This is a genomic window from Bacillus sp. JZ39, assembly GCF_053903145.1.
Genome location: NZ_CP096389.1, coordinates 3,975,642 through 4,000,266, shown reverse-complemented (window position 1 = coordinate 4,000,266; position 24,625 = coordinate 3,975,642). Strand labels below are relative to the sequence as shown.

29 protein-coding genes and 1 pseudogene are annotated in these 24,625 nt (G+C 41.3%); 19 read left to right on the top strand and 11 right to left on the bottom strand.

What is annotated here, in order from left to right:
* The first annotated feature begins 1 nt into the window (after window position 1).
* Complete coding sequence (gene rsmG, locus M1D65_RS20545) at window positions 2-721, top strand: 16S rRNA (guanine(527)-N(7))-methyltransferase RsmG (RefSeq protein WP_015250777.1); 720 nt, start codon at window positions 2-4, stop codon at window positions 719-721.
* A gap of 121 nt (window positions 722-842) precedes the next feature.
* Window positions 843-1,694: a nucleoid occlusion protein gene (gene noc / locus M1D65_RS20540; protein ID WP_003226829.1), complete on the top strand. Its 852-nt coding sequence runs from the start codon at window positions 843-845 to the stop codon at window positions 1,692-1,694.
* A 50-nt stretch (window positions 1,695-1,744) separates the two neighbouring features.
* Here the strand turns inward: noc and M1D65_RS20535 are convergent, their stop codons facing one another.
* On the bottom strand, window positions 1,745-2,185 hold the full coding sequence (locus M1D65_RS20535; protein WP_076457319.1) for a PH domain-containing protein: 441 nt from the start codon (window positions 2,183-2,185) through the stop codon (window positions 1,745-1,747).
* A 247-nt stretch (window positions 2,186-2,432) separates the two neighbouring features.
* On the opposite strand from M1D65_RS20535, the gene soj reads away from it, so the two are divergent.
* Together soj and spo0J are read left to right on the top strand one after the other, a co-directional pair.
* On the top strand, window positions 2,433-3,194 hold the full coding sequence (gene soj / locus M1D65_RS20530; RefSeq protein WP_003219244.1) for a sporulation initiation inhibitor protein Soj: 762 nt from the start codon (window positions 2,433-2,435) through the stop codon (window positions 3,192-3,194).
* A complete protein-coding gene (gene spo0J / locus M1D65_RS20525; protein WP_003226832.1) occupies window positions 3,187-4,035 on the top strand; it encodes a stage 0 sporulation protein Spo0J in 849 nt (282 codons plus the stop codon). The genes soj and spo0J overlap by 8 nt, the downstream gene beginning before the upstream one ends.
* Window positions 4,036-4,073: 38 nt before the next feature.
* Here the strand turns inward: spo0J and yyaC are convergent, their stop codons facing one another.
* A complete protein-coding gene (gene yyaC, locus M1D65_RS20520) occupies window positions 4,074-4,691 on the bottom strand; it encodes a spore protease YyaC (protein WP_003226834.1) in 618 nt (205 codons plus the stop codon).
* Between the two features lie 462 nt (window positions 4,692-5,153).
* Between yyaC and M1D65_RS20515 the strand changes: the two genes are divergently transcribed.
* The 11 genes from M1D65_RS20515 (at window position 5,154) to M1D65_RS20465 (ending at window position 13,816) form a co-directional block, all read left to right on the top strand.
* Window positions 5,154-6,170 (top strand): YkvI family membrane protein, encoded by a 1,017-nt coding sequence (locus M1D65_RS20515; protein WP_010886647.1) that lies wholly within the window; start codon window positions 5,154-5,156, stop codon window positions 6,168-6,170.
* 93 nt (window positions 6,171-6,263) lie between these two features.
* Window positions 6,264-6,470, top strand: coding sequence for a DUF951 domain-containing protein (locus M1D65_RS20510; RefSeq protein ID WP_003226838.1), 207 nt, complete (start codon window positions 6,264-6,266; stop codon window positions 6,468-6,470).
* 50 nt (window positions 6,471-6,520) lie between these two features.
* The gene (locus M1D65_RS20505; protein ID WP_070548336.1) at window positions 6,521-8,524 is read left to right on the top strand and encodes a molybdopterin-dependent oxidoreductase; all 2,004 of its coding nucleotides are present in this window, start codon (window positions 6,521-6,523) and stop codon (window positions 8,522-8,524) included.
* A gap of 126 nt (window positions 8,525-8,650) precedes the next feature.
* Window positions 8,651-9,751 (top strand): redox-regulated ATPase YchF, encoded by a 1,101-nt coding sequence (gene ychF / locus M1D65_RS20500; RefSeq protein ID WP_003242727.1) that lies wholly within the window; start codon window positions 8,651-8,653, stop codon window positions 9,749-9,751.
* Window positions 9,752-9,861: 110 nt separating this feature from the next.
* Window positions 9,862-10,149, top strand: coding sequence for a 30S ribosomal protein S6 (gene rpsF, locus M1D65_RS20495; protein ID WP_003244064.1), 288 nt, complete (start codon window positions 9,862-9,864; stop codon window positions 10,147-10,149).
* A 40-nt stretch (window positions 10,150-10,189) separates the two neighbouring features.
* Complete coding sequence (ssbA, locus tag M1D65_RS20490; RefSeq protein WP_003219228.1) at window positions 10,190-10,708, top strand: single-stranded DNA-binding protein SsbA; 519 nt, start codon at window positions 10,190-10,192, stop codon at window positions 10,706-10,708.
* A 43-nt stretch (window positions 10,709-10,751) separates the two neighbouring features.
* A complete protein-coding gene (gene rpsR, locus M1D65_RS20485; RefSeq protein ID WP_003219224.1) occupies window positions 10,752-10,991 on the top strand; it encodes a 30S ribosomal protein S18 in 240 nt (79 codons plus the stop codon).
* 64 nt (window positions 10,992-11,055) lie between these two features.
* Window positions 11,056-11,814: an exodeoxyribonuclease III gene (xth, locus tag M1D65_RS20480; RefSeq protein WP_064671669.1), complete on the top strand. Its 759-nt coding sequence runs from the start codon at window positions 11,056-11,058 to the stop codon at window positions 11,812-11,814.
* Between the two features lie 58 nt (window positions 11,815-11,872).
* Window positions 11,873-12,808, top strand: a complete 936-nt coding sequence (gene ccpB, locus M1D65_RS20475; protein ID WP_064671670.1) for a transcriptional regulator CcpB — start codon at window positions 11,873-11,875, stop codon at window positions 12,806-12,808.
* Between the two features lie 55 nt (window positions 12,809-12,863).
* Entirely contained in the window at window positions 12,864-13,244 is a 381-nt protein-coding gene (locus M1D65_RS20470) for a VOC family protein (RefSeq protein WP_032724962.1), read from the top strand.
* A gap of 17 nt (window positions 13,245-13,261) precedes the next feature.
* Entirely contained in the window at window positions 13,262-13,816 is a 555-nt protein-coding gene (locus M1D65_RS20465; RefSeq protein ID WP_032722825.1) for a sugar O-acetyltransferase, read from the top strand.
* Between the two features lie 33 nt (window positions 13,817-13,849).
* On the opposite strand, the gene M1D65_RS20460 is transcribed toward M1D65_RS20465, so the two are convergent.
* Entirely contained in the window at window positions 13,850-15,205 is a 1,356-nt protein-coding gene (locus tag M1D65_RS20460; protein ID WP_021481103.1) for an MFS transporter, read from the bottom strand.
* A gap of 226 nt (window positions 15,206-15,431) precedes the next feature.
* Between M1D65_RS20460 and M1D65_RS20455 the strand changes: the two genes are divergently transcribed.
* Complete coding sequence (locus M1D65_RS20455) at window positions 15,432-16,331, top strand: CPBP family intramembrane glutamic endopeptidase (RefSeq protein ID WP_032724963.1); 900 nt, start codon at window positions 15,432-15,434, stop codon at window positions 16,329-16,331.
* On the opposite strand, the gene M1D65_RS20450 is transcribed toward M1D65_RS20455, so the two are convergent.
* The 3 genes from M1D65_RS20450 to M1D65_RS20440 all read right to left on the bottom strand — a co-directional run bounded on the left by M1D65_RS20450 (window position 16,328) and on the right by M1D65_RS20440 (window position 19,799).
* Window positions 16,328-18,397, bottom strand: coding sequence for a thioredoxin domain-containing protein (locus tag M1D65_RS20450; protein WP_456270713.1), 2,070 nt, complete (start codon window positions 18,395-18,397; stop codon window positions 16,328-16,330). The genes M1D65_RS20455 and M1D65_RS20450 overlap by 4 nt on opposite strands.
* A 71-nt stretch (window positions 18,398-18,468) precedes the next feature.
* A complete protein-coding gene (locus tag M1D65_RS20445; protein WP_064671672.1) occupies window positions 18,469-19,386 on the bottom strand; it encodes a DMT family transporter in 918 nt (305 codons plus the stop codon).
* Entirely contained in the window at window positions 19,383-19,799 is a 417-nt protein-coding gene (locus M1D65_RS20440; RefSeq protein ID WP_010886646.1) for a MerR family transcriptional regulator, read from the bottom strand. Before M1D65_RS20440 ends, M1D65_RS20445 begins: the two co-directional genes overlap by 4 nt.
* 339 nt (window positions 19,800-20,138) lie before the next feature.
* On the opposite strand from M1D65_RS20440, the gene M1D65_RS20435 reads away from it, so the two are divergent.
* Window positions 20,139-20,339 (top strand): hypothetical protein, encoded by a 201-nt coding sequence (locus tag M1D65_RS20435; RefSeq protein ID WP_021481098.1) that lies wholly within the window; start codon window positions 20,139-20,141, stop codon window positions 20,337-20,339.
* 113 nt (window positions 20,340-20,452) lie between these two features.
* On the opposite strand, the pseudogene M1D65_RS20430 reads toward M1D65_RS20435, so the two are convergent.
* The 3 genes and pseudogenes from M1D65_RS20430 to M1D65_RS20420 form a co-directional block, all read right to left on the bottom strand.
* Window positions 20,453-20,633 (bottom strand): annotated as a pseudogene (locus tag M1D65_RS20430) (DUF255 domain-containing protein); the annotation flags it as partial.
* Between the two features lie 241 nt (window positions 20,634-20,874).
* Window positions 20,875-21,441, bottom strand: a complete 567-nt coding sequence (locus M1D65_RS20425) for a dihydrofolate reductase family protein (RefSeq protein WP_021481097.1) — start codon at window positions 21,439-21,441, stop codon at window positions 20,875-20,877.
* 159 nt (window positions 21,442-21,600) lie between these two features.
* Window positions 21,601-21,957 (bottom strand): MmcQ/YjbR family DNA-binding protein, encoded by a 357-nt coding sequence (locus tag M1D65_RS20420; protein WP_021481096.1) that lies wholly within the window; start codon window positions 21,955-21,957, stop codon window positions 21,601-21,603.
* A 379-nt stretch (window positions 21,958-22,336) separates the two neighbouring features.
* Here M1D65_RS20420 and satA point away from each other — a divergent pair, with 379 nt between their 5' ends.
* Complete coding sequence (satA, locus tag M1D65_RS20415) at window positions 22,337-22,858, top strand: streptothricin N-acetyltransferase SatA (protein WP_064671674.1); 522 nt, start codon at window positions 22,337-22,339, stop codon at window positions 22,856-22,858.
* A 67-nt stretch (window positions 22,859-22,925) separates the two neighbouring features.
* On the opposite strand, the gene M1D65_RS20410 is transcribed toward satA, so the two are convergent.
* Entirely contained in the window at window positions 22,926-23,528 is a 603-nt protein-coding gene (locus tag M1D65_RS20410; protein ID WP_064671675.1) for a YczE/YyaS/YitT family protein, read from the bottom strand.
* On the bottom strand, window positions 23,525-23,971 hold the full coding sequence (locus tag M1D65_RS20405) for a GNAT family N-acetyltransferase (protein WP_064671676.1): 447 nt from the start codon (window positions 23,969-23,971) through the stop codon (window positions 23,525-23,527). Before M1D65_RS20405 ends, M1D65_RS20410 begins: the two co-directional genes overlap by 4 nt.
* Before the next feature lie 119 nt (window positions 23,972-24,090).
* On the opposite strand from M1D65_RS20405, the gene M1D65_RS20400 reads away from it, so the two are divergent.
* Complete coding sequence (locus M1D65_RS20400) at window positions 24,091-24,543, top strand: MarR family transcriptional regulator (RefSeq protein ID WP_003226875.1); 453 nt, start codon at window positions 24,091-24,093, stop codon at window positions 24,541-24,543.
* The last annotated feature ends 82 nt before the right edge of the window (window positions 24,544-24,625 follow it).

The window sequence follows — 24,625 nt, the reverse complement described above, 5'->3', positions numbered from 1 at the left end:
CATGAATATTGAAGAATTCACTTCTGGTTTGGCGGAAAAAGGGATCTCCCTTTCTCCCCGTCAGCTGGAGCAATTTGAGCTGTATTACGACATGCTGGTTGAATGGAACGAAAAAATCAATCTGACTTCAATAACAGAGAAAAAAGAAGTGTATTTAAAGCATTTTTATGATTCCATTACAGCTGCTTTTTATGTCGACTTCAATCAGGTGAACACGATTTGTGATGTCGGAGCGGGAGCGGGTTTTCCAAGTCTGCCGATAAAAATATGCTTTCCGCACCTCAATGTTACAATCGTGGATTCACTGAATAAACGGATCACGTTTTTAGAAAAGTTATCTGAGGCTTTGCAATTGGAGAATACAACATTCTGCCATGACAGAGCTGAAACGTTCGGGCAACGGAAAGACGTGCGTGAAAGCTATGATATTGTGACAGCGCGAGCAGTTGCGAGATTATCTGTTTTGAGTGAGCTTTGCTTGCCTCTGGTGAAGAAAAACGGTTTATTTGTTGCTTTAAAAGCCGCATCAGCTGAAGAAGAACTGAATGCAGGCAAAAAAGCAATCACGACGCTTGGAGGAGAACTTGAGAATATCCATTCTTTTAAGCTGCCTATTGAAGAAAGCGATCGTAATATTATGGTGATACGCAAAATAAAAAATACACCTAAGAAGTATCCAAGAAAACCGGGAACTCCTAATAAATCGCCAATTGAAGGGTAATTTAGACAGCCTGATATGACAATACCATCATATTTTCATCAAAATTGATGGATGTACAGCAGGAAAAACCATGAGAAAATAGAATTATAAAAATGGCAGTTTTTAAAGGTGGTGTAGGTACATGAAGCATTCATTCTCTCGTTTCTTCGGGCTTGGTGAGAAGGAACAGGAGCCGGAGATTGCTGAACATGATACAAACAAAGAAGAGATTCTGGAAATACCGGTAAATGCTATCGTTCCCAACCGTTTTCAGCCACGCACCATTTTCTCAGATGAAAAAATCAAAGAGTTAGCAATGACCATTCATACACACGGCATTATTCAGCCGATTGTTGTTAGGCATACAGAAGAAGAAGGCCAATACGAACTCATTGCAGGTGAAAGACGCTGGAGAGCGGTGCAATCGCTTGAGTGGGAAAAGATTCCGGCAATTATTAAGGATTTTTCCGACACGGAAACCGCTTCTGTGGCGTTAATCGAAAACTTGCAGCGGGAAGAACTGTCTTCTATTGAGGAAGCGCATGCTTATGCTAGGCTGCTTGAGCTGCATGATTTAACACAGGAGGCACTCGCACAGCGCTTAGGAAAAGGGCAGTCTACAATCGCGAATAAGCTTCGGTTATTAAAGCTGCCTCAGCCGGTCCAAGAGGCGATTATGGAGAAGAAAATCACCGAGCGCCATGCCAGAGCACTGATTCCGCTGAAACAGCCTGAGCTCCAAGTCACACTGCTCACAGAGATTATTGAGAAAAGTTTAAATGTAAAGCAGACAGAAGACCGCGTGGTGAAAATGCTGGAGCAAGGCCAGAGAAAGCCAAAGCCGAGACGCAAAGCATTCAGCAGAGATACAAGAATTGCGATGAACACGATTCGCCAGTCACTATCAATGGTGGAAGACAGCGGTGTAAAATTGAATACGGAAGAAGAAGAATTTGAAGAATATATTCAATTAACGATTCGCATACCAAAATAGAAGCTCTCCTGAAAAGCAGGAGAGCTTTTTATATTTTTAATAAAAGGTAATCACTTACTTTTAGTGAAAATTATTATATTAGAATTCTTTTCTTTGAGTTTGTGGATAAACTCTTCAGATTTTTGCGGTGAAATTACTGCATGTCCCCATCCCCCCTGATAATATATTGTGATGGCATGGCGAGAGCCGATCAGACGAAAACCGGACCACAGTTTCTTTTTTTGAACGATTTTCTCGATGTTTTCATAAGGAATTTGATGTTTGATCAATCCGGCTTTAATGATCAGATGGTGTTCCTTCAATACATATTTTAGGTCAATAAAGCTCCAAATGATGAGTCCATTTAAAAGAGTCAGCAGAATAAAAATGATCCAGCCGGAAACTCTCATATTTCCCAGCACAAAAGGAACAATGGCATCTGCTTGTATCAGTAATATGAGAAACACAATCATCAGCGTAACGGGTACATCTCTCTTCGTTTGATAAACCATTTTCTCACCATCCTGTTTCCACGTTCTGTACTGTGACTTCTTCTTTTTTTCTTTAAGAAATTCCTTTTTTAAGTCAAAAAAACATAGAAATTGCAGAATTTATAAGAGAAAGCATAAAGCGTGCTTGAATTTTCAATTATTTCCCTTCTGATTCGGAACAAAATGATGAAAAAAATGAAACGCTTTAATCTTTTTTTGATAGAATAGAAGCAAGATAGTACATGTTCATGTGAAAGTAGGTGACATCGTGGGAAAAATCATAGCAATTACGAACCAAAAAGGCGGGGTCGGCAAAACAACGACGTCTGTCAACCTTGGGGCATGTTTAGCTTACATAGGGAAAAGGGTTCTGCTGGTAGATATTGATCCGCAGGGAAATGCGACAAGCGGATTAGGGATTGAAAAAGCCGATGTAGAGCAGTGTGTGTACGATATTTTAGTAGATGATGCAGATGTAATAGATATTATTAAAGCAACGACAGTAGAGAACTTGGATGTGATTCCTGCGACGATTCAGCTTGCAGGGGCTGAGATCGAGCTGGTTCCTACAATATCAAGAGAAGTGAGATTGAAGAGAGCGCTTGAAGCAGTAAAGCAAAATTATGATTATATTATCATTGATTGTCCGCCGTCATTGGGCTTGCTGACGATTAATGCCCTTACTGCCTCGGATTCCGTTGTGATTCCTGTACAGTGCGAATATTATGCCTTGGAGGGTCTCAGCCAGTTATTAAATACAGTACGTCTTGTGCAAAAGCATTTGAATACTGATTTAATGATTGAAGGTGTATTGCTGACAATGCTTGATGCCCGGACAAACCTTGGTATTCAAGTGATTGAAGAGGTTAAAAAGTATTTTAGGGATAAAGTATATAAGACAGTTATTCCGCGTAATGTCCGTCTGAGTGAGGCACCGAGTCACGGAAAACCCATCATTTTATACGATCCGCGGTCAAGAGGTGCGGAAGTATATTTAGATTTAGCAAAGGAAGTGGCTGCGAATGGCTAAAGGCCTTGGAAAAGGGATTAATGCGTTATTTAATCAGGTAGATTTGTCTGAAGAGACAGTTGAAGAAATTAAAATTGCCGATTTACGCCCTAATCCTTATCAGCCAAGAAAACACTTTGATGACGAGGCATTAGCTGAACTAAAAGAATCTGTGTTGCAGCATGGCATTCTTCAGCCGCTTATCGTCAGAAAATCTTTAAAAGGCTATGATATTGTTGCGGGTGAACGGCGTTTTCGAGCGGCAAAGCTGGCAGGTTTAGATACAGTTCCGGCCATTGTCCGTGAATTATCAGAGGCGTTAATGAGGGAAATTGCTTTATTAGAAAACCTTCAGCGTGAAGATCTATCTCCGCTTGAAGAGGCTCAGGCATATGACTCCTTGCTGAAACACTTAGATCTCACGCAAGAGCAGCTTGCCAAACGTCTTGGAAAAAGCAGACCGCATATTGCGAATCATTTAAGACTGCTGACACTGCCAGAAAATATTCAGCAGCTTATTGCCGAAGGTACGCTTTCTATGGGACATGGACGCACGCTTCTTGGCTTAAAAAACAAAAATAAGCTTGAACCGCTGGTACAAAAAGTGATTGCGGAGCAGCTCAATGTTCGCCAGCTTGAGCAGCTGATTCAGCAGTTGAATCAGAATGTTCCACGTGAAACAAAGAAAAAAGAACCTGTGAAAGATGCGGTTCTAAAAGAACGGGAATCCTATCTCCAAAATTATTTTGGAACAACAGTTAATATTAAAAGACAGAAGAAAAAAGGCAAAATCGAAATTGAATTTTTCTCTAATGAAGACCTTGACCGGATTTTAGAGCTTTTGTCTGAACGAGAATCATAAATGAAAAAACCATCTTTCAAACGAAGATGGTTTTTGTTTTATATGCGCCCAGTGAGCCTTTGCAGCGGGTTAATGCGTTCTTGCCTCCACTCTGTCCGATCTGTTAAACTCAAACCTTCCGCTAGAACATTTGCCATATTCATGACCAAGTTGAGTCTAGTATTTTGCAATACAAAATATTCCATAAAACCGCTAACATTCACGATTCCGTTAATATGAAGATCTCCCACTTCAGGAAGGTCTTTTTGTACACCGGCTCCGGGCTTTAATGGCCCGTCCCCGATTTGAAATGAACCCACACTCTTAACGCGGCCTAAGCATGCATCCACTGCTATAACAAATGGGTTTTTATGTAATTTATGAATATCATTGATTTTATCCTTCATGTTCACAGCATGGACGGGGTCAGATAAGGTTCCGTAGACATGGAATCTGGTGAGCTGCATCTGTTTGAGTTTCATTCCTACGAGCGGGCCCAATGAATCACCGGTTGAACGGTCTGTTCCGATACAAACCACAACAATTGGTTTGCCGGCAGCTTTACGTAAGGATGAAGAAAGAATGGTTTGGATTTGTTTTGCTGCAGCTGCATCTGTATGTGAAACATATTGTTTTACTCGTTCCTGAGAGGAAAAAAGCCCGCCTTTTCGATTCATGGGTTTCACTTCCTTGTTATAGTAGGTAACAGAATTGCTATGGTGTGTGTTTCGTTATGTAAGGTTGTTTACAGTATATCCAGCAGTACGGTTTTTTATGCTTTGTGTATGACACCGGAGATTTTAAAAAAGTAGAGGGCATGATATGAATGGTTAGTGGGCGATTACAAGTATTGTCCCCCATTGCCTCGATCATGATCAAGCAATGGTCTGCTTATGAAACACTTGAATAGGTAGGAATGGTTAGAAAAAAGTGAAGAGTGAAGTTCACTTCTTCATTCCGCGGACAAACAAATAAATATCTCTTTTTAGACTGCCGTATTAGCAGTCTTTTTTTATATGTATTTCGTATGATAATTTCATCTTGTGTTCAAATGTCTATGAAAATATGGCATTTTTGCTTTCCTTTATTTATATAGTAAAAATAACGGGAACAAGCTGAACTTTGTCTATGAGGTGATAGTGTTGTGGAGAGCCGGAATGAAGTGGATGCTGCTCATATTAGGGAGCCTGATCGGGGCCGGATATGCGAGCGGTCAGGAGATATGGCAGTTTTTTGGGGCGGAAAGCGGACTTGCTATTGTGCTGTTTACAATCATGTTCATTTTCTCGTCTTATATTGTGATGAAAATCAGTTTTAAGGTTCAATCCACTCATTTTCTGCCGGTTCTGGAGCATTTAATGGGGCCATGGCTGGCGAAAATTTATGATGTCCTCATCATTTTTTATTTGTTTTCGACGACTATGGTGATGATTGCCGGAGGCGGTGTGACCCTGCAAATGTACAAGCTTCCTTTCTGGTGGGGAATCACGCTGATTTGCATCGTGACAGTGTGTTTGTTTTTGTGGGATGTGAAAGGAATATTATCTATAAATAGTATTTTGATTCCTGTGTTAGTAGCGGGGCTTTTATATGCGCTGATCTCCTTTCAGAGCACACATCACCATACGTGGACGATTGATTTGTCCCAGCAGTATAACTGGCCTGCGAGCATTACGTTTACCTCTTTAAACATCCTTTCAGTTGTTGCGATTTTATCCTCTGTTGGGAAAGAGATGAAAGGGCTCGGAGAAGCAAAAATCGCAAGTGTGGCAAGCGGTCTTATTTTTGGCGTGATCTCATTTGTTTATAATGAAACGTTGGTGGAGCTGGCGGGCTCCCTTTCTCAGTTTGAAATACCGCTGTTTGCCGTTCTGGAGGGTGCGCCTTATTTCCTTTTTTTATGTATGACGGCGGTGCTGTGCCTGGCGATTTACACGACGACGGTAGCTGGTTTGCTGGGTTTGTCCAGCCGGCTGATGGCGTTTATTCATATGCCGAGATGGATGATTGTGTTGATTTTGTTAGTGTTAATGGTACCTTTTACTTCTTTCGGATTTTCTGATTTGATCGCGTTCTTGTATCCGATATATGGGATGCTCAATTTGTATTTGTTAGTTTGTCTGCTCTTATATCCTATTTTGAGTAAATGGAAATAAGAGGATGTATTTCTTTTCGGGTATCTTGATTGCTCTTATGATCAGTTTTTTTGTACAATAGATACAGCAGTTTAGGAAAAGAGGTGAAGGGTCTTGGCGGATAAAGACTTTGGCCTGAATGATATCGTAGAAATGAAAAAACCGCATCCATGCGGAGCGAACAGCTGGAAAATTATACGCATGGGAATGGATATTCGAATTAAGTGTGAGGGATGCTCTCACAGTGTTATGATTCCGAGAAGAGAATTTGAAAGAAAACTAAAAAAAGTACTAGTCAAGCATGAGGAGCCTACTTCATAAATAGGCCGACACTCATGCTTTTTCATATAGAAGGTAAGGAGAAGACGGCGATGAGCAAAGTGCATCAGTCGGCATGTCCGCTGAATTGTTGGGACAGCTGCGGCTTTTTGGTGACTGTTGATGATGGAAAGGTAACAAAAGTGGACGGAGATCCAAACCATCCGATTACGGAAGGTAAAATCTGCGGCCGCGGCAGAATGCTTGAGACAAAAACAAATTCGCCTGATCGGCTTCGCTATCCAATGAAAAAACAAAATGGCGAGTTTGTGCGGATTTCTTGGGAGCAGGCACTTGATGAAATTGCCGATAAACTTCGGGAAATCAAGGAAACGTCGGAGACGACTGCTGTTTTGCACAGCCATGATTATGCGAATAACGGTCTGTTAAAAGCGCTTGATCAGCGTTTTTTTAATGGATATGGCGGCGTGACCGAAATCGTCGGAAGCATATGCTGGGGCTCCGGTATCGAGGCGCAAAGCTGGGATTTTGGCCGTTCGTACGGTCACGGACCGCTTGATATTTACAACAGCAAGCATGTTGTTGTGTGGGGAAGAAATGTATCAAGAACAAATATGCACTTATACCATCACTTGCAGCAGGTGAAAAAGAAGGGCGCCACGATTACGGTGATTGATCCGATCTTCAACCCGACTGCTAAGCTTGCCGACCGCTATATCTCTGTAAAGCCTGGAATGGACGGCTGGCTTGCGGCAGCCGTTTTGAAGGTTCTGATTGAGATGGGAAGAACGGATGAAACGTTTATTTCTGAGCATTCTGTCGGTTTTGATGATGTGAAAGAGCTTTTGAAGACCGTTTCTCTGGAAGAGTTTATTGTGAAAACAGAAACTTCTATGGAGGAGCTGGAGTATTTGGCAGGTTTGTATGCTGATGGTCCGGTGTCTACTTTTATGGGGCTTGGCATGCAGCGATATAAAAACGGCGGGGGAACGATTCGTTGGATTGATGCACTTGTGGCGGCAAGCGGAAATGTCGGAATTAAGGGCGGCGGCGCGAATTTCGGAAATGTCCAGATTGGTGAGAGCTTTGCAAAAACAAAGCTGACGCTGCCGGAATTAAAAACAACATCCCGTTCTTTTTCAATGATGACACAGGCTGAAGAAGTGTTGACCGCTGCTGATCCTGCGATTGAGATGATTATTGTGACGTGCGGAAATCCGCTGACTCAGGTGCCGAATACAAATAAGGTGAGACAAGCATTTGAAAAGGTTCCAATGACGGTCGCGATTGATTCCATTATGACGGATACCGCAGAGCTGTGTGATTATGTTTTGCCGACTGCCACTGTTTTTGAAGAAGAAGATATCTACTATTCCAGTATGTATCATCATTATGTTCAGTACGGGAAGAAGCTTGTGGAGCCGCAGGGTGAAGCGAAATCGGACAGCTGGATCTGGTCAGAGCTTGCAAAACGTCTTGGGTTTGGCGAGCTGTTTGAATACAGCACTCAAGAATTTTTAGAGATGGGGCTTTCTTCATTGGAAGCAGAGGATGTGACACTTGAGCGTTTAAAAGAAAAAGGCCACCTCCCTCTTCCAGTAAAACAGGTGCCGTGGGATGATTATCAGTTTTTGACGCCGAGTGGAAAATTTGAATTTACTTCGTCGCTTGCTGAGCAAAAAGGATTTAGCGGCTCGCTTCAATTAAATGTGCCCGAAGAATCTGTTTTCCATAATGAGGAGTTAGCTGGAAAGTACCCTTATACGCTCTTATCCATTCATCCGCAGCGTTCCAATCATTCACAGCATGTGCCGTTTATTGAAAAGCTTCAGCACGTTCAGGTCGATATTTCTCCAGATATAGCGGCTGAGCAGGATCTTCAGGATGGAGACGAGGTTGTCATCTTTAATGACCGCGGACGCTTGAAGGGCAAGGTGAAAGTGATGAAACAGGCTCATGCGAAGACGATTAATATAGATGAAGGCATGTGGGCGGCTTTTGGAGGGTCAGTCAATGCACTGACAAATGATACAAATTCTGATAATGGAATGGGAAGTACGCTTTTTGACTGTTTAGTAGGCTTGAAAAAAGCATAATCAAAGGGATTGGCAGGCTGAAAATGCTTTTTTGTCAGCTTGTCTTTTCCAGTGAACCTCCTTATAATTGCTCTAGGTTCAAAATACGCTCATACAATGACGGTTTTATATAGAGGAGATGAAAGAATGGCTTTAACAGCTGGAATTGTTGGTTTGCCGAACGTCGGAAAATCAACACTATTTAACGCAATTACACAGGCCGGTGCCGAATCAGCCAACTACCCGTTCTGTACAATTGATCCGAACGTGGGAATTGTAGAGGTGCCGGATGATCGTCTGCAAAAGCTGACTGAGCTGGTCAACCCGAAGAAGACTGTGCCGACTGCTTTTGAATTCACTGATATTGCAGGGATTGTAAAGGGCGCATCTAAAGGAGAAGGACTCGGCAACAAGTTCCTATCTCATATTCGCCAAGTTGACGCGATTTGCCACGTTGTCCGTGCTTTTTCCGATGACAACATTACACACGTTTCCGGAAAGGTTGATCCGATTGATGACATTGAAACGATCAACCTTGAGCTGATCCTCGCTGATATGGAAACGGTTGAAAAGCGGATTACACGCGTCAGCAAGCTTGCGAAGCAAAAAGATAAAGACGCTGTATTTGAGTTTGAGATTTTATCTAAACTGAAAGAAGCGTTTGAGAGTGAAAAGCCTGCTCGATCTGTAGAATTCACTGAGGAGCAGCAAAAGCTTGTGAAGCAGCTCCATTTACTGACTTCGAAGCCTATTTTGTACGTGGCCAACGTAAGTGAAGATGAAGTTGCTGATCCATCTGGCAATGAAAATGTAGCGAAGATTCGCGAGTACGCTGCCGGCGAAAATGCAGAAGTTATCGTTGTATGTGCAAAAATCGAATCTGAAATCGCTGAGCTTGAAGGCGAAGAAAAGCAAATGTTCTTGGAAGAGCTGGGCATTCAAGAATCAGGTCTTGATCAGCTGATCAAAGCGTCTTACTCTCTTCTCGGCCTCGCAACATATTTCACAGCCGGAGAACAGGAAGTCAGAGCTTGGACATTCAAAAAAGGCATGAAAGCCCCTGAGTGTGCAGGAATTATTCATAGTGACTTTGAGCGGGGCTTCATTCGTGCTGAGACAGTTGCTTATGAGGATCTTCTTGCGGGCGGCGGTATGGCAGGAGCTAAAGAGGCAGGAAAAGTCCGCCTTGAAGGGAAAGAATATGTGGTCCAAGACGGAGATGTTATTCATTTCCGATTTAATGTATAGGATGCAGTTGTAAAGGGACAAGAGCTTTGGTATAATATAAAATTGTGAGTAATAGAATTATTGCTCCTTGCCCATTATGGGCCGCTTAGTCCAAAAGGAGGTGCAAACAGATGAGAAAGTACGAAGTTATGTACATTATCCGCCCAAACATTGACGAAGAGTCTAAAAAAGCAGTTATCGAGCGTTTCAACAACGTTCTGACTTCTAACGGTGCGGAGATCACTGGAACAAAGGATTGGGGTAAACGTCGTCTTGCTTACGAAATCAACGATTTCCGCGACGGTTTCTACCAAATCGTAAACGTTCAATCTGACGCTGCGGCAGTTCAAGAATTTGACCGTCTAGCTAAGATCAGTGACGATATCATTCGCCACATTGTTGTTAAAGAAGAAGAATAAGCAATTTTGAAATATATAATGGTAAAAGGTGGTCTTTCTTATGCTTAACCGAGTTGTATTAGTCGGAAGACTGACAAAAGACCCAGAGCTTCGTTATACGCCAAACGGTGCGGCTGTTGCTACGTTTACTCTTGCTGTGAATCGTACATTTACGAACCAGTCCGGAGAACGTGAGGCCGATTTCATTAATTGTGTCACTTGGAGAAGACAAGCCGAAAACGTTGCAAACTTCTTGAAAAAAGGAAGCCTTGCAGGCGTAGATGGCCGTTTACAAACAAGAAACTATGAAAACCAGCAAGGACAGCGTGTCTTCGTGACAGAGGTCCAAGCTGAAAGTGTTCAATTTCTTGAGCCGAAAAACGGCGGCGGTTCTGGTTCAGGTGGATACAACGAAGGAAACAGCGGCGGAGGCCAGTACTTTGGCGGAGGCCAAAATGATAATCCATTTGGGGGAAATCAAAACAACCAGAGACGCAATCAGGGGAACAGCTTTAATGATGACCCATTTGCCAACGACGGCAAACCGATTGACATCTCGGATGATGATCTTCCATTCTAATGTGATTATCGCCTAAAATGAAAAAGAAAGGAGGGAAATGACAATGGCAGGAGGACGCAGAGGCGGTCGTGCGAAACGCCGTAAAGTGTGTTATTTCACTTCTAACGGTATCACGCACATCGACTACAAAGATGTAGATCTTCTTAAAAAGTTTGTTTCTGAGCGCGGTAAAATTTTACCACGTCGTGTAACTGGAACAAACGCTAAATACCAACGTAAATTGACTGCAGCGATCAAACGCGCACGTCAAATGGCTTTACTTCCATACGTAAGCGGTGAGTAAGCTGATATGTAAAGAGCAAGGACCTTCGGGTTCTTGCTCTTTTTTATAGGGGGGAGGATGAAACATGAAGTTGATTTCATGGAATGTAAACGGCCTGCGGGCTGTGATGAGAAAAATGGATTTCCTCTCTTATTTGAAAGAAGAGGATGCAGATATTATATGTCTTCAGGAAACGAAGATACAGGACGGCCAGGTTGATCTCCAGCCTGAAGGCTATCATGTGTACTGGAATTATGCAGTGAAAAAAGGATATTCCGGCACAGCTGTTTTTTCTAAGCAAGAACCGCTGCAGGTCATCTACGGTATCGGAGTAGAAGAGCATGACCAAGAAGGCAGAGTGATTACGCTGGAATTTGAAAACGTGTTTGTGATGACTGTTTACACGCCCAATTCCAGAAGGGGATTAGAGCGGATTGATTACCGCATGCAATGGGAAGAGGCTTTATTGTCTTATATTCTTGAATTGGATCAGAAAAAACCAGTGATTTTATGCGGTGATTTGAATGTAGCCCATCAGGAGATTGATTTGAAAAATCCAAAGGCGAACCGGAATAACGCTGGATTTTCAGATCAAGAAAGAGGGGCATTCACTCGTTTCTTAGAAGCTGGCTTTGTTGATTCTTTTCGTCATGTTTATCCTGATCTTGAAGGCGCTTATTCCTGGTGGTCGTATCGTGCCGGCGCCCGGGACAGAAATATTGGATGGCGGATTGATTATTTTGTTGTTTCTGAAAGCCTTAAGGAACAGATTGAAGATGCCAGCATATCAGCGGACGTCATGGGTTCCGACCATTGTCCTGTTGAACTTATCATCAATATATGATGAGATAGCAGTAAGGATTTTACACTTACTGCTTTTTTTATATGAAAAGGAGAAAGAGATGGCAAATATAAAAGAGATCGCAAGACTGGCAAATGTATCTGTTTCGACTGTCTCGCGTGTATTGAATCATCATCCGTATGTATCTGAAGAAAAGAGAAAGCTTGTTCATCAAGTCATGAAGGAATTGGATTATACACCAAATCGAACCGCAATCGATCTCATTCGCGGGAAAACCCATACGGTCGGTGTGATTCTGCCTTATAGCGATCATCCCTGCTTTGATAAAATCGTTAACGGAATCACCAAGGCGGCTTTTCAGCATGAGTATGCAACGACCCTTCTCCCCACCAATTATAACCCCGATATTGAAATCAAATATTTAGAGCTGTTAAGAACGAAGAAAATAGACGGTCTCATCATTACTTCCCGCGCCAATCATTGGGACAGCATTTTAGCTTATCAGGAATATGGGCCAGTCATCGCTTGTGAGGATACCGGAGACATTGATGTCCCTTGTGCTTCTAATGACAGAAAAGCTGCTTATGCAGAGAGCTTTCGCTATTTAAAGAGCCGCGGGCATGAGAATATTGCTTTTACGTGTGTCAGAGAAGCTGATAGGAGCCCGAGCACGGCTGATAAAGCTGCGGCCTATAAAGCTGTCTGCGGAAGGTTGGAAGACCACCATATGCTGTCCGGATGCAACGATATGAATGATGGTGAGCTGGCAGCTGAACATTTTTATATGAGCGGGCGAGTTCCGACTGCTATTTATGCAAATAGTGATGAAGTGGCAGCTGGAATTCATCTATTTGCCAAAAAGAATAATTGGGATGTTGAAATCATAGGCGAGGGAAATACTTCTATCAGCCGTGTTCTTGGTTTTCCGTCGCTTGATTTGAATCTTGAGCAGCTCGGCATCGCAGCATTTTCTCTATTTTTGCAGGATGAACCCGCTGATATCAAAATTCAGCATAAATTTAAGAAAAAAGCTTGAACTGAAATGCATTTCATACCTTATAACTTCATTGAAGGCGAAGGAGGAGGAAGAAATGCAGATTGAACATACAGCGGTCTGGGTCAATGATTTAGAGCGAATGAAGTCTTTTTATGAATCGTATTTTAATGGCGAAGCGAATGATTTGTATCATAATGAGAAAAAAGATTTTAAGTCTTATTTTATTACGTTTGATTCCGGAGCAAGGCTGGAGATTATGAAAAAAGGGAATGTGATCGATCCGCCCTCACAAACAATGACAGGCTGGGCACATATTGCCTTTTCCGTTGGGAGCCGGGAGAAAGTTGACGAACTGACTGATCGATTGAAGGCGGATGGTTTCGCAGTAGTAAACGGCCCGAGGACAACAGGAGACGGCTACTATGAAAGTGTGATTGAGGATGATGAAGGAAATTTGATCGAGATTACAATCTGACATCTGGAGTGACTTACATGCTGAGGACAGAAAAAGAAAAAATGGCAGCCGGAGAATTATACAATTCGGAAGATCAACAACTATTACTAGAACGCAAGCATGCGAGACAGCTGATTAGACAATATAACGAAACACCGGAAGATGATGCAGTGCGGACGGAGCTTTTGAAGGAGCTGCTCGGTTCGGTTGGGGATCAAGTCACGATTTTGCCGACATTCCGCTGTGATTATGGCTATCACATTCATATCGGAGATCATACATTTGTTAATTTTGACTGTGTCATTTTAGATGTGTGTGAGGTGCGTATCGGCCGTCATTGTTTGATTGCGCCAGGTGTACATATCTACACGGCCGGTCATCCTCTTGATCCGATCGAAAGGAAATCCGGGAAGGAGTTCGGTAAGCCTGTGACAATTGGAGATCAAGTTTGGATTGGAGGCCGGGCGGTGATTAACCCGGGAGTGACAATCGGTGATAACGCAGTGATTGCTTCTGGATCTGTTGTCACTAAGGATGTACCCGCTAATACTGTTGTAGGCGGAAACCCCGCAAGGATTTTGAAGCAATTGTAATGAGATCAGTGCGGCAGATCCGCACTGACTTTTTTAAATCTGTTTTGCATTCGTATTAGGGCCGAAGAAGATTAACAGCAAGGAGCATGCGAGCCAGCAGCCCCCAATAAATAAGAAGACGCTGATATAGCCGAGCTGAACGGCAATAAATCCGACAAGCAATGAGCCAAAAATGTTTGAAAAACGGCCAAGACCATAGGCTAAACCGCTGCCAGACGAGCGGTATTCAGTCGGATAAGGTTCAGATGTATAGGCGTATAAGTTCGAGGTAAAGACCCGTTCTGTGATATTCACGATAAAACCAAATACAATGATCATGATGGGAATAAAAGTCATACCATATAAGAGCCCGGCGATGGCCGTCAGAAACGCACTCGCAGCTAAAATCCATTTTCTTTGAAATCTTTCGGAAATCATGGAGCCGAGCAGTGCGCCAAGTGGAGCGCCGACGGAATGCAATACGTTATACCATAATGTATTTTCCATGGTTACGCCATTGCTTTTTAGCAGGCTTGGAACCCATGAAGCAAATCCGTAAAACCCAAACGTTTCAAAAATCCATACAGCAGATAATACGATGGTGATTTTGAGGTTTCTGCCTTTCAATAAGCCGGCGTAACCTGCATTCTGCTTAACAGTTTCGCTTACTTTAGGCTGGGATGCTGCCGGAAGCGGGCCTTTCTCCTTTTCAACCTGTTCCTCAATTCGGTTGAGGATCGCATCGGCTTTCGCATATTCCCCGCGATTTTCGTGCCAGCGAGGTGACTCTTCCAGACGGCGGATGAAGAAAAAATAAATAAGGCCGACGGCACCCCATACAAATACTAGCCTCCATCCCCATGAACCAAGAGGAATGACAAAGGCAGACACAATGTTGGTGATCGGAACCCCAATCAATCCAATCATGGCACAAAAAGAAATATATTTTCCACGTACACTTGAAGGGAAAAATTCCGCCAAATAGCTATTCGTAATGACCATGGCGGCTGCAACGCCAAATCCGGTGAGGAAACGGAATGTCATTAAAGATGGAATGTCCCATGCCGCAGCATTGCATAGCGATGCGATTGAGAAAACAAAGACAAATAGATTTAAGGCTTTTTTGCGGCCGATTCGATCGGACAGCCGTCCGCCCAGTGAAGCGCCTAAAAACATGCCTAAAAACGAAGCAGCCGTTACGTTAGCAATAGTTGAAAGCGGGATGCCCCAATGTTCAATCAGTGCCGGCGCTACATTGCTGAGGGTAAATAAATCTGCGAGATCAAAGAAATAAACAATGCCGAGAGCGGTTAACACTTGGAAATGAACGCGTGAAATCGGAAGGCGGTCTAAACGATTCGCTGCGTTTGAGAAAGGATGTGTATTCTTTTGTTTGAAGATCGTATTCATAAAAAACCCCCTTTTAAGTAGTAAGAAAAGACTGAAAATTCCCCTCTTGGGACTATTATAAGTATCTTGGTTCATTGGCAACAGAGTTCAAATCACTAGATGGAAGAACTAAATTCACACTTTATATTTTAATTTTGCTTAAAAGATTTCCAAAACAGTAGATTCATAGACCAATTTATGCAAATATATAGTAATATTCTCATTGAAAGGAAGAGACATAGAAGGAATGAATTCATTTATCCGTCCTATAGAAGGAAACAATACATTGTGGAGATATTTTTTCGCTTTTTTGGTGATGGTAGGGTTATATGTATTCGGGAATATAGCTTACCTTTTCGCTATACTGTTCACGGTTATTGTGAATCCCAATATCACGTTTGATTTGGATGAAGCTGTGTTGAGTGATCCTCTCGTAGATCTTTATTTGTCCCATGTGATTTATTTATTCGCCATTCCGGGAGTTTGGCTGGCTGTGCGCTTTATTTTGAAGCGGCCTTTCCGAACGGTGATAACACCAAATTCAAAGATGAATTGGCGGAGAATTTCCTTTGGTTTTATTGCTTATTTCTTGCTAATGATCGCCGTACAATTGATTGATTTTGTGATTCATCCTGATAGCTATTCAATGCAAGAGTTTAATGCATCACGATTTATCTGGCTGCTAGCGGCTGCCCTCATTTTGGTTCCGATTCAGACATCAGCTGAGGAACTATTTTTCAGGGGATTTTTGCTTCAAGCTTTCGGGAGATTGACGAAAAATCCTCTATTTTTGACACTGATTGTCGGAGGATTGTTTGGCGTATTGCATTTTGCGAATCCAGAAATGAACAATGGCGCTGTCTGGGCAGGAATTGAGTACTTAACATTTGGGTTTGTGTGGACGTATTACACGATTAAAACTGGGAGCATCGAAATATCACTTGGCGCCCATGCCGCGAATAATATGTTTTTGTGTATGTTTATTACAGAAAAAAACAGTGTGTATGGAGGAATTCCTTCTCTGTTTACCGTTACGCGGGGGAACCCGATGTGGGAGGCTTTCTTTACGATAGCGGTCAACCTTGTGTTTGCGGGGATCGCTTTATGGTACCATAAGAAATCAAAAAGTAAGCAGCAAGGGTCTTAATCCCTGCTGCTTATTAATGTGTGGATCGCTTCTTCAATATTTGTTGTCGGCTGCTGGCAGGCGAAGTTTTCACAAATATAAACGGTTGTTTTGCCGTCTATGATGCGGTAGTCTGCTGCAAATGGCGCAATGTCTTTGCATTGCTCGGGCTGCTCTGCCGCCAGAATGGAGTCGTTAGGCTTAAAGGCTTTTTGAAGCTCTGTTATGATTTGTTTTCTGGCTGGATCATCTGCGCTGCCAAAAATAACGATTTCTTTCTTAGGCATCAGATGCCTTAACACACTTTGCATAAAGAAAGCATGGCCGCTCGGATACGCGTCGATGTCTGGCTTGAACACGGAAAACATCGTTTCCGCTTTTTCGATCAGTGATAAGTCGCCTGTGACTTGCCCGAGACGCAGCAGCTGAACAGCTGCCACACTGTTTCCGGAAGGCACGGCGCCGTCGTACACTTCTTTTTCCCGTACGATTAAGGCTTCTGCATCGTGTCCGGTGAAGTAGAATCCGCCATGCTCCTCATCCCAAAATAAGCTGATCATATCGTCTGTCAGTTTCTTCGCTTTTTGTAAATAAGAAAGATCAAACGAAGCTTCATAGAGATCCAGATAAGCCCATAGGAGAAAAGCGTAATCGTCGATAAAGCCTTTGTTTTTCACTTCGCCATCACGATATCGGACCATCACACGGCCGTCGATGATTAATTTGTTTTCAATAAATGTGATGGCGTCTTTCGCTAGGCTGAGATATTTCGGCTCCTGGTATACCTTTGCCGCTTTCGCAAGACCCGCAATCATCAGCGCGTTCCATGAGGTCAGCACTTTATCGTCGACATGCGGATAGGTTCTTTCCTCGCGTGCCTTCAAGAGCTGCTGTCTTGCGTCTTCGAGTTTGAGACTGAGCTCTTTTTCGGTTAACCCGGCATCGGCTATGATTTGTTCCCACTTTGTGTGAATGAGGTTAGGAATATTTTTGCCTTCAAAGTTTCCTTCTTCAGTGATGTCATACACTTGGCAATACAGCGTTCCGAGATCGTCCCCGAGCGTTTTCAGAATTTCTTCCTTTGACCACACGTAGTACTTTCCTTCTTCTCCTTCTGTATCTGCGTCTAAAGCAGAGAAAAAGCTTCCGTCTTCATGAGTCATTTCCCTCTGAATGAACGTAATGATCTGCTCACAAATCTCTTTATAACGGCTGTTTTGCGTGACCTGATAGGCTTCTGTATAAGCAGTCAGCAGCAGCGCATTGTCGTACAGCATTTTTTCAAAGTGGGGAACGAGCCACTCGTCATCGGTCGAATAGCGGGCGAACCCATAGCCGATATGATCGTAAATGCCGCCATTCGCCATGCTGTCCAGCGTTTTCGTCACGTTGTATAAAGCGTTATCCTGCCCCGTATTGTGATGATAACGAAGCAAATACATCAGCATATGGGGCATCGGAAATTTCGGTGCCTGCCCGAAACCGCCGTAGATCGTATCAAACCCGCTGGCAAGCTGCTGGAATGTCCGGGAAATCGCTGACTCGCTAAGGCCTTCGCCTGATTTGGCGGCTGTTTTGGTCTGCAAATGTTTAGCGGCGTTCTCCGCAATATCCTCGACATGCTCACGGTCGTTCGCAAACGTCTCAGACAGATGCTCAAGCACATCAACAAAACCGGGACGATTGAATTTGCTCGTCTTTGGAAAATATGTACCCGCGTAAAACGGCTTCTGATCAGGCGTGATAAACACATTCAGCGGCCAGCCGCCCTGCCCGGTCATCAGCTGGCAGATTCTCATATAAACAGAATCCACATCCGGCCGCTCTTCCCGGTCGACTTTAATCGCCACAAACCGTTCATTGAGAAGACGCGCGATTTCTTCGTCTTCAAAGCTTTCGTGGGCCATCACGTGGCACCAATGACAAGTCGAATAACCGATGCTGACCAGAACCGGCTTGTTTTCGCGTGTTGCTTTTTCAAATGCTTCTTCTCCCCAAGGGTACCAGTCCACAGGGTTGTGGGCGTGTTGGAGTAAGTATGGTGATTTCTCATTGATTAATCTATTGGGTTTACTTTTGTTTGGCATGGGATCACCTTCTTCCTATAATTAGTGTATATTTAACTTAACACATTTTCTCAAAAATACTCCCTATTTCTTTATATAGCTGACTGTTCTTTAGTATTGTACTTAGGAATATGTATTACCCCCGAAGCGGTTAAAACGCCTAATATAACTAACACAGCCCCAATAACTTGAAATACCTTTATTGGTGTTCCAAAGGCAAATGAAATAATCATCGTTACAACGGGAACAAGGTTGAAAAATAAAGATGTTTTACTAGCCCCAATCTCTTTAATCCCCTGATTCCACCATAGGTAACCCAAAACACTTGTAAAGAAAGCCATAAAAGCAATTGCCCCCCAAACTCCAATCGGGATGTTCGATAAAGAAACAGGTTTGGATGTAAATAAGGAAACTACTATTAAACTAACAGCACCGATAACCATCGTATAAGTGGTTGTAGATAGCGGTGTACCATCCTTTACAAACCGACGTCCAAGTACGCCATAAAGTGCCCAACAAACGTTACCTGTAAAGATTATTAAGTCTCCTCCTGAAATTGATAAGGTTTTAATGGTTTCGATAGAACCTTGTGTAATGACTAACAATACACCGATGAATGCAAAGAATATGCCGAGTACTTGTTTTTTTGTCATTTTGTCCTTTAAGATAATTCGAGCGAGAATTGCTGTTAATAAAGGATTCAGCCCCATTATTAATGCTCCGTTAACGGGAGATGTATATTTTAAACCAACGAAAAACAAGGCATTAAATCCAAAGATTCCTATAATTCCAAGAACAATGTATGAAACGGCGTTTTTCCGTAATTGACTCTTCTTTATACCTTCAGTAAAAATCAAAATGATGAGCATCACCGCAGCAGCTAAACCGAAACGCCATGCCGCAGAAGACGATGGAGAAAAATATCCAACCGTATATTTTGCAAGATTAAAAGTAGCTCCTGTAAAAATAGAGAAGCCAAGTAACATCAGGTATATATTTAAATGTTTCATTTGTTTTCCACTTCCTCTTTCAAAATTGAATAATATGTATCCAGTTTTCCTTTTGTCGTAGAAATCACTTCTTCTAGCTCCCTTTTTTTAATTTCCATTTTCTCTAAGTGCTTGGTTAAAATCTCAATACGTTTATTTATAGATGGGGAGAGTTGTGCCGATTTAACATCCGAATTGATTTTTTCCAAAATGCATCCGTCTTTGACAAACTCATTAATATCCTCCAAAGACATACCTGTTTCCTTTAAACTTTTCAGGAATAACATGAACTGAATATCAGTCTCCGTATAAAAACGCCTTCCACTGTTTTTTCGTTTTGGTGGTGGAAGTAACCCAATCTTTTCGTAATATCTTAATGTATACGAACTAATACTAGTCTTCTCAGCAGCTTTACTAATGGAATACAACAACATCATCCCTCTCATTTAATTAAAGTTAGTTTACAATTTAGAGTTAACTCTAAGTCAAGCAAATAAAAAAACCTGCTACCGCATGGTTACGGATTGCAGTTTTTAGAAAATGAATGACATAAAAGGTAAACTGTATTGTTTGAACAAATAGTATTATCGTTTAAAATGGCTTTTGTTATCTTTTAATGGAGTTCCACACGATTTGATTATCCGGGCCACCAAACGCAAGTCATGATTTACTTCCTTTTTTGAGGATTGCTTATTTCGAAACCTTTTGTCGGTCGATAATGTAGACTTTTAATAACATAAGGTTTTGTTATTGATTCTGGAAGGAGAGTTAAAATGGATTACATCTATAAGGAAAAGAAAAATGGCAATCGTATAATATCAATCAGAGATAAATGGGAGAATGCATTTATTGAGTTTGAGCAAAAAGGTAATCAAATTGATATAGTGATCAATTATCGTAACGAGAAAACAACTAAGTTTTCGCTACCAATCGAGACTTTTGAGAAAGTGTATCAGGATATTAAAAATAAGTAGGAGAGATAGATAATAAAAATTCGGTTTGAAAATAATACTTAGGAAAGATCAAATTGTTTATAAAACTATAGATAATATAGAGTCATAAAAGATCTATTATGGTTATTCTAATAGACATGGCACCAATGACATGTCGAACTACCGATGCTGACCAGAACAGGCTTGTTTTCGCGTTTCGCTTTTTCATATGCTTCTTCTCCCCAAGGGAACCAGTCCACAGGGTTATGAGCATGTTGAAGTAAAATAAGTAGATTTCTCAGCGATTAATCTATTGGGTTTATTGTTAGTAGGCATTGGATCACCTTCTTTCGTTTTTTTATAAATACAAAACTTAGCCGATTACTTAAAAGAGGGAGAAGAAAATATACTATAATGCTTAATGATGTTAATTGAGGAGACATCGTCCTTTTCAATCCTCTTTTATTACAGAAAATTTGATATTGATAATTCCATAGTATATTAAGGGGAACCCATTATTTATGGATTCCCCTTTAGTTCAATAAGAAGGATTACTGTCGAGTGTTACTTTACAATGTTAGCCATTCCAATGATAAACGATTTGCACAACGCCAGAGGAAAATGTTCTTGTATTCACCATTTTTAAATTTATCCTCTGTTTTACATCAATAAACAACGGTTTTCCTTCTCCCAAAACAACAGGGTGAATAGATAATCTAAATTCATCAACAAGCCCCAAATTTATAAAAGTTGTAATGAGACTCGCTCCACCATATAGCCAGATGTCTTTACCAGGATTTTTCTTCAATTTATTTACTTCTTCAAGAATATTATCATTTATAAATATGGCTTGATTATCAATCTCATTTTGTGTTCTGGAAAAAACATATTTCTTTTTACTATGAACCAATTTCCAAAGTTCCTTTTCTGTATCAGGGTCTTCATTTTTTGGAATGTATTGTCCCCATAAATCGTAGCTTTTTCTACCATATAAAATAGTATCAATTTGATTTAAAAAATCAGTAAACCCCATATCAGGGTCCATAATACACCAATCAACTTCTCCATTTTTCCCTTCAATAAAACCATCTAAAGTAACTGCTAAATCTAAAATGATTCTTCTCTGTTTTAAGTTATTTGTCATAACTATTCATCCTTTTACATAAGAAGTTGGTTGAAATTCTTCTCCCACTCTCGCACCAGATGAACTAAGTTGCGTTTGTGGACAGAGTGAAGAACAGTATCCTAAAATGAAAGTGCCCACTACTCTCCGCAGCTCGATTAGCAGGAACACTCTTTATCTTCACTTGGTTAAATGAAAGCTCTGCTCGATTAAGTTATAGATTTCGCCTTCTGGATCTGTCCGTTCTAAAACAATTGAAATCCAATGTTCCTTATCCATATGATATCCGGGTAAGATATTTTCCCCGTTTCTTAAGCTATCACTTATTTCAGGGGGACATTTTAGATTTAGAATATCTATTTCGCCATGACCATCCAAGCCTAATTTTTCTGGGAGAACATTCATGATAAGACCGTACCATTTTTTGTTTGATGTATGTCTCAAAGAAGCATAGTTTGGGTATTTCTCCCACGGGTAATCAGGCGATGTACCGTATTTTTCTTTGACGTGTTTAAAGATATCTTCTCTTGTTAACATACTCAATCACTCCTTTATTCGCTCTACTTTCTTCTTGAAAAAGTCAAAGAGCGATCCTTGGTTGTCCTTTGGATACTTCAATAGAGATGTCACCATTGGCAGAAGCTGTGTCAAAGCTTCCTCTCTCCACGGATACTAGTCAACAGGGTTGTGGGCGAGTTGAAGGAAGTATGATATTTCTCATTGAGTTTATTGTTAGTGGGCATTTTTACTGTACCACAAGCCTCTGTTGAAATACCTCAATAAGATAGTGAAATATATATAAGGTAATGGATGTCTTACCTAGTGTTGTTCTCCTAAAAAGTGCACTTTTGGAAGCTGTTATTGAATAGTATCGAAACGAGTTTACTAAATATTATTTCGATTGGCGGAGATTGATATGATCATTAAAATGACTAAATTGAATTTGAAAGATTTCAATAAACCAAATGAACCTTTCGTTGTTTTTGGGAGAATGATACCTGCTTTTGAAAACGGTGTTTGGACATATACTGAGGAACGATTTTCTAAACCTTATTTTAAACAATATGAAGATGATGAAATGGATGTTAGTTATGTTGAAGAAGAGGGAAAAGCGGTTTTTTTATATTATGTTGAAAACAACTGCATCGGCCGGATTAAGATTCGTTCTAACTGGAATGGGTATGCACTAATAGAGGACATTGCCGTTGCAAAAGACTATAGAAAAAAAGGCGTTGGAACAGCATTATTACATAAAGCGATTGAGTGGGCAAAGGAGAATAAATTTTGTGGCCTTATGCTTGAAACACAAGATATTAATGTTTCAGCTTGTCGTTTTTATGCCAAACATCACTTTATAATAGGTGCAGTTGATTCGATGCTTTATTCCAATCTTCCAACAGCAAATGAAATTGCGATTTTTTGGTACTATAAATTTTAATTTATCATAAAATTATTGAACGAAACGTAGCTTGTTTTGCGTTTCGTTTTTTCAAAGAAGAGGTTTTTTAACCCCTTCTATTCTTTGATAAGAATTGTCTTTCCACAATAGGTATAAAAACGTGAAGGAGCATTCCTCCCAAACAGACGGTTAATAGGGTTCCGATGCCGATAGGGCCTTTAAAGACGATGGCTAATACTAAGAAAAGAGCGTATACCAATGTTCTTGAAAACAAGATTGTTCTTTTGGAGAGATCTCGGATAATAAGTGTTAAATGATCGATGGGTGTTGATGCGAATTTTGTCTGAAGATAGATGGCTGTTCCAAGACCGATGAGCACCAAACCAATTCCGAAACAAATCAGTTTGCTTAACAACGCATTTAGATAGAGGGTGTTTTTTACAACAAACAACCATAGGTCAATGCCTATTCCAGTAATGAATGCTGTAATCAAGCCCAGCAAAATAGGTTTTTTTCTCGTTAATATAGCGTTGCAGATTAAGAGGATCACAGAAATAAGGACCTCCCAGCTTCCTACGGTAAGTCCGACTTCTTTTGACAGACCAACCAAAAGGGCATCGAAGGGGGATGTGCCCAGCCCTGATTGTATGGTTAAGGAAATGCCCAAACTTAATATGAGTATGCCTAATCCGTAAAAAATATATTTCATGTTATATTCCGCGATATGTCTTTTGTCATCAAGACATGAGAGATGCCGTCTTCCATAAATGCCTGTGAAGAAATCTGGTAGCCCAGTTTTTGATAAAAACCTGCTGCTTGTGTTTGACCATGCAACTTACATGCAGTCAGTCCTTTTTCTTTTATGATTTCTTCTAACCCGCTTACGATGACTTTCCCCAATCCATACTTACGGTAAGGTTTTAGGATGCAGATTCTTTCCAGCTTTGCTGTATGGTCAACGATGCGCACACGGCCCGTGCCGACAGGCTGATTCTCATGATATACCAAGACATGCTGGCATTGTTCCTGGAGCGTATCAAATTCATCAAACTCTTCGGATTCAGATACATGTTGCTCCTCAATGAAAACCGTCTTTCTAATATTCAAAGCTGCATGTAAATCAGCTTCAGTTGTTATTCTTTTTAAATTCATTATGAATCAATCCTTTTCTGATATTAGTCTGGACTGTACAGCATGCATGTGGTCTTATAATAGTAAGGTTAAAACATTTTTGTTGTAAATGCAACAAAAATACGTGAGGGGTTTTAGGAATGAATGATATTTTGCGTGAGATCGGCATGATAGCAAGAGCGTTGGATTCCATAAGCAACATCGAATTTAAAGATTTGGACTTAACAAGAGGGCAGTATCTCTATCTCGTACGTATATACGAAAATCCGGGAATTATTCAAGAAAAATTGGCGGAAATGATAAAAGTGGACCGGACAACGGCCGCGCGGGCCATTAAGAAGCTGGAAATGCAGGGATTTATTCAAAAACTGCCGGATGAGCAAAATAAAAAAATAAAAAAACTGTTCCCGACTGAGAAAGGGAAAAAGGTATATCCATTGTTAAGAAGAGAAGGAGAACATTCCACGGAAGTGGCCTTGTCCGGTTTTACTTCAGAGGAAAAGGAAACCATTTCTGCACTCCTTCATAGAGTGAGGAAGAATATAGAACGTGATTGGGAATATGTGAAGAAGGGGAACAAAAGGGATTATTAATGGACAATGTTAACAAGTCGAGCTGATGCTGGCGAAAATCGGCGTCTCCTCCTCAAGAATTCCAGTCCGCTGGCCGTTCACT